Here is a 12,061-nt window from a genome sequence, read left to right on the forward strand (position 1 = left end):
TGGTTTGTGATTTTTTTGAAAAATTTTACAGGAGAGTTTATGCTGAAAAAAATAAAAGTTGAAGATGCAGTGGGTCATGTGCTTTTTCATGATTTAACTGGGATAAAAGCTGATGGCTTTAAGGGGGTTCTTTTTAAAAGGGGCCATGTAATCCAAAAAGAAGATATAGAAAAATTAAAAGATATTGGCAAGGAAAATCTCTTTGTCGGTGAACTTGATAAAGGATATGTCCACGAAGAAGATGCAATAAGGGAAGTTTCTGATGATTTGATTGGAGAAAATATTTCCTATACCAATCCATCAGAAGGGAAAATTGGCTTTAAAAGTAAGACCTATGGACTTTTTCTTATAAACAGAAAGGGACTTTTTGACTTAAATATGGAAGGGGATTATACCTTTGCAACAATTCCTTCATATTCAATTGTAAACGAGGGAGATAATTTGGTTGGAGGAAGGATTGTTCCACTTTTTACCGAAGAAGATCAGGTTAAGAATATTAAAAAAATTGCCAAAAAATATGAGCCGATTTTTCAAGTGAAAAAATTTCAAAAATTAAAAGTTGGTGTAATTATTACTGGAAATGAAGTTTTTACAGGAAGAATAAAGGATATGTTTGAGCCTGTAATTAGGGAAAAATTATCCCACTTCGACCACGAATTACTGGGAATTGAAAAATGTCCAGATGACAGGGAATATATAGAAAAAGTTTGTAGAAAATATCTTGAAAAAGACGCCGATCTTGTTGTATTTTCTGGTGGAATGAGTGTAGATCCTGATGATATTACCCCATCAACCATAAAAGATTTATCCGATAAATTTATTATCCAAGGCATGCCAGTCCAACCTGGAAATATGCTTACAGTGGGTATGAAGGGAAAAACTTATTTGGTAGGAGTTCCAGGAGCAAGTATGCATGCAAAATTTACAAGTTTTGATATGTTTTTACCAAGAATTTTTGCAAAAATTGACCTTAAAAAAGAAGATTTTATAGAACTTGGAGAGGGAGGACTTTTAAACAGGAAATGATAAAAATTTCGAAGGAAGATTTAGAAGAAATAATAAAAATTAGACACGATATCCACATGCACCCAGAAGTTTCAGAAAATGAATTTAGGACAACAAAAACAATAAGGAACTTTCTGGAAAAAATCGATGGGATAGAAATTATAGATTTTCCAATAAAAACGGGCTTAATTGCAAGGCTTAAAACTGGAAAAAAGGGAGAAGTTATTGGAATAAGAGCGGATATTGATGCTCTTTTACAAAAAGAAGAAACTGAAATTTCCTACAAATCAAAAAACGACAAGGTCATGCATGCTTGTGGCCACGATTATCATACCTCAGTTGTCCTTGCTATCGCCAAACTCTTATCAAAAAATAAGGAAAAATTAAAGGGCGATGTGGTTTTTATTTTCCAAAAATCAGAGGAAATAACTACTGGAGCCAAGGAATATTTGGACAAGGGTCTTTTTGAAAAGGTAAAAATTGACAAGATTTTGGGTCTTCACAATTGGCCAGAAATTGACTATGGCAAGGTGGTTTTAAAAAAAGGTCCTCTTATGAGCACAAAGGTTAATTTTAAAATCGAAATTATTGGAAAAGGCCAACACGGTTCCATGCCACATTTAAACATTGACCCAATTGTTTGCGCATCAAATATAGTTATGGCTCTTCAAACAATTATATCAAGAAATACAAATCCTTTTGATTCCACAGTTTTATCCGTAAATTCTATAAATGGAGGTTCAGAAAATAATTTGGTTGTAGATAGGGCTCATCTATCTGCAACAATCAGATCACTTTCAAAAAAATCTTTAGAAAAATCAATAAAAAGGATGGAAGAGATTGTAAAAAATGTGGCTGATGCTTATGAATGTAAGTATGAGATAAAATACACAGAAAAAATTCCCCTAGTCTATAATCCAGAAGAAATGTACGAAAAAGTAATAAATTCAGCAGAAAAAATTTTGGGAGAAGAAAATATAATAAAAGAAGGACAAACCATGGCAAGCGAGGACTTTGCCTTTTATATGGAAAAAGTTCCAGGATTTTTCTATTGGTTTGGAAGCGGAGAAGAAAATCACAAAAAAGAAGCTCTCCACAGTAAAAATTTTTACTGCTCAGATTTGGCGATAAAGCCAGCAGTAGAAGTAATGGCAAATGCAGTTTTGGATTTGGGAAAATAATAAAAAAATATAGATGAAATATTCAAATATTTATGAAAAGAATGTGAGATAAAAAAATAATAATTTTGTTTTACTTGAGGTTTTTTATACTTTGAAAGCTAAGAGGCTATGACTTTTAATTGTTTATAGCCTTTTAGCTTATTTATAAATATATTTATAGCTAGAATCTGCTTATAGTATATTTTATAAAATATATTTTGAGTATTTCTCACTTTTTAAAAACAAACAAATATTCATGAGCAATAAGTAAAAAATTGTATTTCACGCTGTTAGTTTTCCAAAAACCGGTTGCTCTACAATTATGTTGTTCTTTTATAATTAACTCTTTTAGTTTAAATCCAGAATCTTGAAATATATTCATGACATCAAAAGACATAGGTATCATATGTCCCTTTTGACGAGTATCTCCCATAAGAATAGCACAAAACTTATTATTTTTTAAAACTCGGTAGCTTTCAGAAGCTACTTTTTTCATTTCTTCAAGAAAATCATTTACTTTTAAAAGAGATAAATCTTCCTCAATATCTTCGCTGTATTTTATAATATTTGAATAAGGTGGATGTGTACATATTAAATCAATGCTTTCATTGGCAACAAAATTTAAGTTTCTTGCATCGCCTTTATGTAAATATATTTTTCCATTAGCACCTTTATATTTGAAATTTGTTTTTTCTTTACACCTTTCAAGAGCAATATCATTTACATCAACGCCTATTATATTTCTATTAAGTAATTTTGCTTCTACAAGTGTAGTGCCACCACCAGCAAATTGATCTAGTACAAGATCATTTTCTTTAGAATATCTAAGTAAGATATTGCGTGGAATATAAGGCGACCAATTTCCACGCCATTTTGCATCATGTGTTGCCCAATTTCCACGCTTTGGAAAAGACCAATGTGTAGTCATTTCTAATTCAAAATCTTCAGGCTCCCATTTTATTATTTTTTTTGCCATTATTTAAAAACCTCATTAATTATGCCTTCCTCTAAATCTTTGATATTGTAAATATGATTCATAATATCAAATGTTTCTTCTAGATTATTACGTGCCTTTTTCCACCCTTTTCCATCAGTAAACCAAACAAATGTAAATCCATTAATTTCTTTAGATTCCAAAGCAAGTGTCTTATAACTTCGAGCTGTTTCATTTAATTTACTTCCGCTACTTCCATAAAAATTAGTTTCGATACCATAAATCATATATGGAGTTTTTATTACAAAATCAAAACGTTTTTCAGCTTTACCTTTATTAGAGATAGAGGAGAGATCAATTCCCCATTTATTTGTAATTTGATGAATGTACATTTCTTTAAAATAAGTATCATTTCTTTTAAATCCTGCTTTTTGAATAAAACTTTCAACTAAATTTTCCATTAAATGACCGCCACGATTTTTACGACCATTAGAATCAAGGCCAGTTTCAACACCAGTTGCATAATCTACAAGATTATTGATAATATGATTTTCAATCAAATCGAAAAGACCTGTTTTTTGCATAAATGTCTTATATTGTTCAAAAGGTAAATTAGGATTTTTAAAATTATAATTAAAATCTCCATCACTATCAATTGCATATATTTCGTTTGCTCTAACTGCTAATAGTAGTGGTATACATTTTAATGTTTCTGGATATTTTTTTACAAGATTTTCAAAATCTTCTTCAATATTTTTGGAACCAATAAGTGAATTTAAAATATTGAGTTCAACTTTGATGCTTTCAATATTTCTATAAACTTTTTCAAAATTAATATAGTATCCATAATCTGCAATACTGTAACGAAAATCATTTAACCATTCATTAAAATCTCTTGACATTTATTATTTCTCCTTTCTATTATGTGGCATGGGTAATCCAAACTTAGTAAGTGGTATATATTCAAAATAGTAGTGGCAGTGCACACTTATGATATAATCCAGAACATCTTTATATTTAGGATCTCTGAACCAATCTGAGAGCAAGTACACATACTCTACGTCAATATTGAGTGGTGCCATTAACTTTTGATATTGCTTTCTTTTGAAATCGCATGTTTGTAATTTTTCGTCAACAGACCCTGCAACTTGCTGATATTTACATTCAATAATAAATAGTTTATTTTTTACAATTACATAAATACTATTATCGGGTAGGAGTTTTTTGGAAATATACTTTGTCCAATCAACATCAACTTCTTTTAAATATTTATAAAACTCATGTTTTTTGAATATTCGAGCAACTTTTTCACCATTATAGAAAACACAATTATCCTCAGTTACACAATATCCATTTTGATTTTTCAAGAAGGTTTTTAAATCTGTTTCTCCCTCAAAGACAAGTCCTGTTTTGGTGTTTCCACCGCCTTTTCCATTCTTTATCATAATTTCAAATTCTCCTTAAAAATTACTAATAATTAATTCCTTAATTTTTCCTCTTGATTTGCTATTACGGCTAATCATTCTTGTAGCCTCAACTCGTTTTATTTTATGAGCTGAATAAATATTATCAAAGAAATTATCTTCTTCATTTGTATTTTTTGGATCCGAATTGCTAACTACAATCTTGGCACCTTTTTTATCCATATCATCAACAAATCGAGCTAGTTCAATCTGCTTTTCATCGTTAAACAAATTTTTGGTATAAGCTGTGAAATTTGCTGTATCGGTAATAGGTCTGTATGGAGGATCAAAGTAAACGAAGGTATTTATATCAATAAAATCAGATGAGTCCTTGTAATCTCCACATACTATAATAACTTTTTTCAGCTTCTCAGATACAGCTTTGAGATTTTTTTCATCACAGATCAAAGGATTTTTATATGCTCCCATAGGAACATTGAATAAGCCTTTTTTATTCACTCTAAACAAGCCATTAAAGCATGTTTTATTTAAGAAAATCATTAATGCTGCTTTTTCAATTTTGTCATTTTCGTTACCATTAATTTTCAATTCATTAAAACGCTCACGCTTTTTTAAGTAGTATATTTTTCGGTTTGGTGTATCTAATGGGATAAATTCATCTTGCATAAAACTCAATATTTTAATTAGATATTCTACATCATCTCTAATTATTTGATAAGTGTTTATAAGTTCTGAATTAATATCGTTAATATAAACTTCTTTCAAATCGTATTTTTCTAGTATATCAAACAAAACCGCACCCCCACCCACAAAAGGTTCAGCGTATTTTGTTATTTTACTGTCTTCAAAAGGATAATATTGTTCAATTTCTTTTAGGAGTTGTCCTTTTCCACCTGCCCATTTTAAAAAAGGCTTAACTGTTTTTTCTTCAATTTTTTTATATCTTGTGCTTCTTGCATCTATAGGTTTTTTTGCTGAAGAAGGGATAAGCCACATATTACCTAACATAGTTGCATTCTTAATTCTGTTTTCGGAGCAAAGAACAGCAACTCTTCTTTGTGAAATTCCCCACTTATTAGCTGCTTCTCTAGCAGAAATATATTCCATTTTAATACCTCCTTTTAAGATTGTTATATTATATTCTAAATCTCGAATAATAGCAATAATTTTTTAAACTATAAAAATAATTGATAAATCCTCTTATTTTTTTGCCCTTTTATCCAAAAAGTATCTAATTTCCTTGTAAAGTAAAGATAAAATATAAGCTCCAGTTAGCATATATAAATTAAAAGAAATAGATTTAAATCCTTTAAAATCATTTACATCCATATCCAAAGAAACCAAGACCATAGATAAAATTAATATTAAAATAATTGTAAAAACCACTGCTATCAAAAATTGGTTTTTGTATTTTTTTGACTTATACAAATCAAAATGATCAGAAAAAAGTAGGGTTACAAAAATAAAAACCAAATCTCCAATTAAAAGAAGTCCTCCACTCATATTTGTAGCCAAAAAACTTCCTCCCATAGCTAAAAACAAAACCAATAAAATTAAAACCCTAAAAAGATTAGGTTTAAAAATCTTAATTAATTTTTTAATCATAAAATCCTCCTATATAGATAATATCATAATAAAAAGAATTTTATCCATTTTTTGAATTTAAATTGGGTAAAAATATTTTATAGATTGGAGGAAAATATGGCGATTTTTGATAGGAAAAATGAAAAAGCATTTGAACAAATAGTTGATTATTATGACTTAAAAGATATAAAAAAAGAAGATTTAGAAATAATTTTTAATAATTCAAGTATGTTTGCAAGTGGTGGAATTAATGGATTATTTGCACAAAATTGGCTTATGATTAAACAGCTTGATAGGCTTAATAAAAATATAGAAAAATTATTGGAAAAAGATTTGTAAATATTTTCTAAAATCTTCCAGATGGGTATTTATTTACTAAGCGGAGGAGAAATATGAGATTTGTAGATATAATTGAAAAAAAGAAAAATAAATTAGAATTAAGTGATGAAGAAATAAAATTTTGGATTGATGGGATCACAGACGAATCAATTCCTGATTATCAAACATCAGCCCTTCTTATGGCTATTGTTTTAAATGGGATGAATGATCATGAAACTGCAAAACTTGCCGAGTGCATGATGAATAGCGGTGATGTGTTGGATTTATCGGATATAAAAGGAATAAAAGCTGACAAACATTCCACAGGTGGAGTTGGAGATAAGACTTCTCTTGCCCTTGGCCCAATAATTTCTGCTTGTGGCTTAAAACTTGCAAAAATGAGCGGACGTGGTTTGGGACACACTGGTGGAACTCTTGATAAATTAGAATCTATTGAAGGCTTTAATGTATTTTTAAAAGAAGAAGAATTTAAAAAACAAGTTAAAGAAATTGGCTTTGCAATAATGGGACAAACTGGAGAACTTGTTCCAGCTGATAAAAAACTCTACGCCCTAAGAGATGTGACGGCAACTGTCGATTCAATTCCTCTTATTGCTTCATCTATAATGAGTAAAAAATTAGCATCTGGCTCTGATACGATTTTACTTGATGTAAAATATGGCGAGGGTGCCTTTATGCACACAATCGATGATGCTAAAAAACTTGCAAGAGCCATGATAAATATTGGTAAAAAACTAGGAAAAGATACAAGGGCCATGATTACAGATATGAACCAACCTTTGGGAAATACAATTGGAAATGCCCTTGAAGTAAAAGAGGCGATTGAAACCGTAAAAGGAAATGGTCCAAAAGATTTTACTGAATTGGTTTTAACTGCTGGAGAAATTATGCTTATTCAAGGAAAAATTGCAAAAAATAAAAATGAGGCAAGAAAAATGCTTGAAGATGCAATAAATTCTGGCAAGGCCTTTGAAAAGTTAAAGAAAATGGTTGAGTACCAAGGTGGAAATGTAAGGCAAATTGAAGACCCAAGTCTTCTTCCACAAGCAAAATTCAAAACAGAGATGAAATCAAAAAATGAAGGCTACATTGACAACATTCATTCAATGAATCTTGGAATTTTATCAATGAAACTTGGGGGAGGACGTGAGAGAAAAGAAGATAAGATAAATTATGCAGTTGGTCTTGAAATGAAAGTAAAAAAAGGTGATAAGGTAGAAAAAGGCGATATCCTTGCAACAGTTTATCACGACGAAAAACTTACAGATGAATGGATAGAAAGCTTTTACCAAACTTTTACCTATTCAAAAGAAAAAACAAATCCAATTCCTATTGTAGAAGAAATTTTGGAATAATTTATAAAAGAAAAAATCCTAGTTCAGCTAGGATTTAAATTGTAGACAAAGTCAGTTAGTAATTTATCGATAATTTAAAAATAAAATTATGCGACAACCCATCTCGACCAGGTAAATATGCTTTGATTTGGCATATTTACCCCTAAAACAAAGTTAGATACAAATTTAAGTTTGTAGAGTAAACGAGTTTTAGTATGAAAGGAGTGGAGAGATCTCATGAGATTTCTTTGCTCCTTTTATACGCTAAATTTTGAGAAAAACCAAAATTGCGGTTTTTTATATGGTAGAAATGGTTTAAATTTTAGTTTTTCAAGAGTATAAATCCTAGCCTAAACTAGGATTTTTATTTTTCTTTAATAAATTTTAAAATATAAATAGAAATAAGGCTTACTAAAATAAATAAAATGCTTGCACCTATAAATATAAAAATATTTGCATTTGAAAAATTTGATTTTGGACTTTGTCTTATTATAATTCCTAAAATCCCCCATAAAAATCCAATGATTAAACCGGGATTTTTGTTTTCTTTAAAGACAAACAAAACCATAGCACTTGCAAGAATTAATAAAATCAAACTTATAACAAGGACAAATGTTTTATTATCCAAGCTTTTACTTTGAGAAAAAACAATCATAATATTTGGAAAAACTGAAAAAATAATCCATCCTCCATGAATTCCTGTAGGAAGTGTTACAAGAAGTTTATATTTTTTTGAAAAGTCCTTGTTTTGATCAATTGTTTTTACCAAAGTGATTAATATTAAAGCGTAGGCCATAATTCCAATAAGACCAGGCATGGGATAATTGTTGTTAATCATTACACAATAAATTCCATTTGCCATATTCCAAAAAATAAATAGTGGCATCAATTTTTCATAATATATTTCTTCATTTGTCATTGAAAGTTTTTTTATAAATGGCAAAAGCAAAAAAATACTAGAAAAAATATAGATAAAAATCCAAATATAAAAACTAGATCCAAGAGGGATCAATGGATTTTCGTACATTTTAAAAATTTCTTCTTGCTTGTGGAGAAAAAATACTCCCTTATAAGCAAAATAAGAAAAAATCAAGGTCATAATAAACATTATAAGTCCAATAAGATAATTTTTATTTTTTAATCTTTTTTTCATAATTCCTCCTAAAGTCTTAATATATTTACCCATTTTATAAAATAATTGGGTTTTAATTTTTATTTTCCAAAATTTTCAAAAATTTCAGAAAAATTTATCAAAATATCCCTTTATTTCACTAATTTGATATTGACAAAGAAATGTTGTATGTAGTATAATACAGAAAACGTTATCTTAATTGTCGACAAATGATAGGTTTTGAATAAAAGCGATATATTCTCATAATTTGGTTGAGAGTTTCTACCACTTACCGTAAATAAGTAGCTATGGCTTTTACAGATTGATAGTTAATCTTAAATAACTATAACTATTAAATTAGAAAAAAATTATGAAGGAGGATCCTTATGGACTCAAAAACAAATGGTTTTCTAAATAGGTTTTTTCATCTTGATGAAAATAATACTAATGTAAAAACTGAAATTATCGCTGGAATCACTACTTTTATCACTATTGCATATGTGTTGATAATTAACCCTCAAGTTCTATCAACTCCTTTTGAAATTATGGGAGATAGTCAAATGGCCCAAAAAATTTCAAATGGTGTATTTATAGGAACTTGTCTTGGTGCCTTTATTGGTACGATTTTAGTTGCTTTTTATGCAAAACTTCCTTTTGCCCAAGCTCCCGGCATGGGCCTAAGTGCATTTTTTGCTTATACCACTATGCTTGGTATGGGATATTCTTATTCTCAAGCTCTTGTAATTGTTTTTATCTCAGGAATATTATTTATTGTAATAACAGCCCTTGGAATTAGGGAGGCAATAATTCGTGCAATTCCCGATTCTATAAAACTTGCTATGACGCCCGGAATTGGTTTATTTATTACCATAATCGGCTTGAAAAATGCAGGACTTGTTGTAGGAAACGAAGCAACTTTGGTTGCTCTTGTGGATTTTGCAAAATGGAGAGGTCCTGATGCAAATGTAGAACTTGTTATGGGAGCACTTCTTTCACTTATAGGGCTTTCCCTTATAGCAATTTTAACCCACAAAAAAGTAAAAGGGGCTATTTTAATTTCAATTTTGGCCTCAACACTTTTAGGAATTCCAATGGGATTAACCCATGTTTCAAATTTAAGTTTAAATTTAAGTTCACAAGTTAATGACTTTTTTGAAGTTTCATTTTTTAACCTAGATTTTGCAGGACTTTTTGCAGGAGAAAATATTTGGTCATCAATCTTTACAGTGACCATGCTTGTATTGAGTTTCTCCCTTGTAAATATGTTTGACTCTCTTGGAACCTTGCTTGCAGCAGCCAAACAATCTGGTCTTGTTGATGAAAATGGTGAAGTAATTAATTTGAAAAAAGCTCTCATGAGTGATGCGATTTCTACAGCTGCTGGAGCCTTAGTTGGAACAAGTACAGTTACAACAGTAGTAGAATCATCAGCAGGAATTGCAGAAGGCGGAAGAACAGGACTTACAAGTCTTACAACAGCCCTATTATTTTTATTATCAATAATATTTGTACCGGTAATTTCAATAATACCAGCTCAAGCCACAGCACCAGCCCTAATTTTTGTAGGAGTATTGATGCTTGCTGGAGTAAAAGACATAGATTTTGAAGACGTATCAAATGCACTTCCAGCATTTTGTACAATAGTTTTTATGCCATTTACATACTCAATAGCAAATGGCATTGCCCTAGGTTTAATCACCTATTGTGTGGTAAAATTTTTCACAGGACAAAAAGATCAAATCAAACCACTTACCCTTATCATTGCCCTAACCTTTGTCTTTAGGTATGCCTTTATAACTTTAGGATAGGTGGAAATATGACAAGAACTTTTGCCCTAAAGGGAAATATAATTTATAGTAAAAATCAAAACGAAATAAATTTTTGTGAAAATTCTTATTTGATTTGTAAAGACGGACTTTCAATGGGAGTTTTTGAAAAATTAGATGAAAAATATAAAGACATAGAAGTCATAGATTTTGGAGAAAAAATAATTTGTCCAGGTCTTACAGATCTTCATATCCACGCCCCTCAGTATAATTTTAGGGGCATGGGCATGGATTTAGAACTCTTGGACTGGTTAAATACCTACACCTTTCCAAGTGAGGCGAAATTTAAAGAAGAAAATTATGCCAAAAAATCCTACCAAAGATTTGTAGATTATTTAAAATATGGACCAAATACAAGACATGTGATTTTTTCAAGTCTTCACGTGAAATCTACAATAATTTTGATGGATTTGATGGAAAAATCAAAAATGGTTTCTTTTGTCGGAAAAGTAAATATGGACAGAAATGGTGGAGTAGATCTTGAAGAAAAAGATGCAGTGGAATCAGAAAAAGCCACTCTTGATTGGCTTGAATCCATTAAAGGAAAATACAAAAACACCTATCCAATTTTAACACCAAGATTTATCCCATCATGTACTGACGAATTGCTTGAAAAATTGAGAAAAATAAAAGATGACTACAATCTTCCTATCCAATCCCACTTATCAGAAAATTTGGGTGAGATAGAATGGGTCAAGGAATTAGTTCCTAAGGCTAAATTTTATGGAGATGCCTACAATATTTTTGATTTATTTGGCAAAAATAACAAGACGGTGATGGCCCATTGTGTATATTCAAATGAAGACGAACAAAGTTTGATAAAAGAAAATGGAGTTTACATTGCCCACTGTCCGGATTCAAATACCAATCTTACATCAGGAATTGCTCCTGCAGGAAAATACCTAAGAGAAGGGCAAAAAATTGGGCTTGGATCAGATGTGGCAGGTGGAACTCACGCATCAATATTTAAGGCCATGGCAGATGCCATAAAAGTTTCAAAATTAAGATACAGATTATTAGACGAAAAAATAAAACCTTTAAGCCTTGAAGAAGCCTTTTATATGGGAACTTTGGGCGGAGGAGAGTTTTTTGGAAAAGTCGGATCATTTGAAAAAGGATACGAATTTGATGCAATAATAATTGACGATGAAAAATTATTAGAAGAAGATGAATTTAACTTAAAACAAAGATTAGAAAGAATAGTATATCTTTCAAAAGATGAAGATATAATTTCAAAATTTGTCAGAGGAGTAAAAATATTTTAATAGTAAAATAAATTTTTTAATTAAAATATAAAAAGAAAATTTAAAAAAAGTGGATGCAAGAAAAATCAAGCATCCACTT

The 12,061-nt window shown here is 30.1% G+C and carries 12 protein-coding genes and 1 riboswitch; of the genes, 6 read left to right on the forward strand and 6 right to left on the reverse strand.

The genetic code is table 11. From position 1 onward, the window contains the following. Positions 1 to 39 precede the first annotated feature (39 nt). Together L6653_RS06875 and L6653_RS06880 are read left to right on the forward strand one after the other, a co-directional pair. Complete coding sequence (locus L6653_RS06875) at positions 40 to 1,026, forward strand: molybdopterin-binding protein (protein WP_236786183.1); 987 nt, start codon at positions 40 to 42, stop codon at positions 1,024 to 1,026. After that, a complete protein-coding gene (locus L6653_RS06880; protein ID WP_236786185.1) occupies positions 1,023 to 2,186 on the forward strand; it encodes a M20 metallopeptidase family protein in 1,164 nt (387 codons plus the stop codon). The genes L6653_RS06875 and L6653_RS06880 overlap by 4 nt, the downstream gene beginning before the upstream one ends. A 208-nt stretch (positions 2,187 to 2,394) precedes the next feature. Here L6653_RS06880 and L6653_RS06885 read toward each other — a convergent pair whose 3' ends face one another. The 5 genes from L6653_RS06885 to L6653_RS06905 all read right to left on the reverse strand — a co-directional run bounded on the left by L6653_RS06885 (position 2,395) and on the right by L6653_RS06905 (position 6,128). Then, entirely contained in the window at positions 2,395 to 3,141 is a 747-nt protein-coding gene (locus L6653_RS06885; protein ID WP_236786186.1) for a TRM11 family SAM-dependent methyltransferase, read from the reverse strand. Further along, complete coding sequence (locus L6653_RS06890; protein ID WP_236786188.1) at positions 3,141 to 4,001, reverse strand: type II restriction endonuclease; 861 nt, start codon at positions 3,999 to 4,001, stop codon at positions 3,141 to 3,143. Before L6653_RS06890 ends, L6653_RS06885 begins: the two co-directional genes overlap by 1 nt. A gap of 3 nt (positions 4,002 to 4,004) precedes the next feature. Then, positions 4,005 to 4,544 carry a PD-(D/E)XK nuclease superfamily protein gene (locus L6653_RS06895; protein ID WP_236786190.1) on the reverse strand — a complete coding sequence of 180 codons (540 nt, stop codon included), beginning with the start codon at positions 4,542 to 4,544 and terminating at the stop codon, positions 4,005 to 4,007. Between the two features lie 15 nt (positions 4,545 to 4,559). Beyond that, entirely contained in the window at positions 4,560 to 5,630 is a 1,071-nt protein-coding gene (locus tag L6653_RS06900; RefSeq protein ID WP_236786193.1) for a DNA adenine methylase, read from the reverse strand. A 93-nt stretch (positions 5,631 to 5,723) separates the two neighbouring features. Next, positions 5,724 to 6,128 carry a hypothetical protein gene (locus L6653_RS06905; RefSeq protein WP_236786195.1) on the reverse strand — a complete coding sequence of 135 codons (405 nt, stop codon included), beginning with the start codon at positions 6,126 to 6,128 and terminating at the stop codon, positions 5,724 to 5,726. 96 nt (positions 6,129 to 6,224) lie between these two features. Between L6653_RS06905 and L6653_RS06910 the strand changes: the two genes are divergently transcribed. Next, on the forward strand, positions 6,225 to 6,446 hold the full coding sequence (locus tag L6653_RS06910) for a hypothetical protein (RefSeq protein WP_236786196.1): 222 nt from the start codon (positions 6,225 to 6,227) through the stop codon (positions 6,444 to 6,446). A gap of 53 nt (positions 6,447 to 6,499) precedes the next feature. Next, the gene (locus L6653_RS06915) at positions 6,500 to 7,801 is read left to right on the forward strand and encodes a pyrimidine-nucleoside phosphorylase (RefSeq protein ID WP_236786198.1); all 1,302 of its coding nucleotides are present in this window, start codon (positions 6,500 to 6,502) and stop codon (positions 7,799 to 7,801) included. Between the two features lie 343 nt (positions 7,802 to 8,144). Here the strand turns inward: L6653_RS06915 and L6653_RS06920 are convergent, their stop codons facing one another. Continuing rightward, positions 8,145 to 8,933, reverse strand: coding sequence for a TspO-related membrane protein (locus tag L6653_RS06920; RefSeq protein WP_236786199.1), 789 nt, complete (start codon positions 8,931 to 8,933; stop codon positions 8,145 to 8,147). A gap of 189 nt (positions 8,934 to 9,122) precedes the next feature. Continuing rightward, a riboswitch (purine riboswitch) is annotated at positions 9,123 to 9,220 on the forward strand. A gap of 57 nt (positions 9,221 to 9,277) precedes the next feature. Here L6653_RS06920 and L6653_RS06925 point away from each other — a divergent pair. Together L6653_RS06925 and L6653_RS06930 are read left to right on the forward strand one after the other, a co-directional pair. Continuing rightward, entirely contained in the window at positions 9,278 to 10,699 is a 1,422-nt protein-coding gene (locus tag L6653_RS06925) for an NCS2 family permease (RefSeq protein ID WP_236786201.1), read from the forward strand. A gap of 8 nt (positions 10,700 to 10,707) precedes the next feature. Continuing rightward, on the forward strand, positions 10,708 to 11,982 hold the full coding sequence (locus L6653_RS06930; RefSeq protein ID WP_236786203.1) for an amidohydrolase family protein: 1,275 nt from the start codon (positions 10,708 to 10,710) through the stop codon (positions 11,980 to 11,982). Positions 11,983 to 12,061 lie beyond the last annotated feature (79 nt).

Origin of the sequence: Anaerococcus ihuae (genome assembly GCF_928368155.1) — a bacterium.
Classification (GTDB): domain Bacteria; phylum Bacillota; class Clostridia; order Tissierellales; family Peptoniphilaceae; genus Anaerococcus; species Anaerococcus ihuae.

Excerpts from the sequence above, each read along its gene's own strand:
- L6653_RS06890 (WP_236786188.1), bottom strand. The coding sequence starts at position 4,001 with ATGTCAAGAGATTTTAATGAATGGTTAAATGATTTTCGTTACAGTATT.
- L6653_RS06895 (WP_236786190.1), bottom strand. The coding sequence starts at position 4,544 with ATGATAAAGAATGGAAAAGGCGGTGGAAACACCAAAACAGGACTTGTC.
- L6653_RS06920 (WP_236786199.1), bottom strand. The coding sequence starts at position 8,933 with ATGAAAAAAAGATTAAAAAATAAAAATTATCTTATTGGACTTATAATG.
- L6653_RS06915 (WP_236786198.1), top strand. The coding sequence starts at position 6,500 with ATGAGATTTGTAGATATAATTGAAAAAAAGAAAAATAAATTAGAATTA.
- L6653_RS06925 (WP_236786201.1), top strand. The coding sequence starts at position 9,278 with ATGGACTCAAAAACAAATGGTTTTCTAAATAGGTTTTTTCATCTTGAT.
- L6653_RS06910 (WP_236786196.1), top strand. The coding sequence starts at position 6,225 with ATGGCGATTTTTGATAGGAAAAATGAAAAAGCATTTGAACAAATAGTT.
- L6653_RS06885 (WP_236786186.1), bottom strand. The coding sequence starts at position 3,141 with ATGGCAAAAAAAATAATAAAATGGGAGCCTGAAGATTTTGAATTAGAA.
- L6653_RS06900 (WP_236786193.1), bottom strand. The coding sequence starts at position 5,630 with ATGGAATATATTTCTGCTAGAGAAGCAGCTAATAAGTGGGGAATTTCA.
- L6653_RS06880 (WP_236786185.1), top strand. The coding sequence starts at position 1,023 with ATGATAAAAATTTCGAAGGAAGATTTAGAAGAAATAATAAAAATTAGA.
- L6653_RS06930 (WP_236786203.1), top strand. The coding sequence starts at position 10,708 with ATGACAAGAACTTTTGCCCTAAAGGGAAATATAATTTATAGTAAAAAT.
- L6653_RS06905 (WP_236786195.1), bottom strand. The coding sequence starts at position 6,128 with ATGATTAAAAAATTAATTAAGATTTTTAAACCTAATCTTTTTAGGGTT.
- L6653_RS06875 (WP_236786183.1), top strand. The coding sequence starts at position 40 with ATGCTGAAAAAAATAAAAGTTGAAGATGCAGTGGGTCATGTGCTTTTT.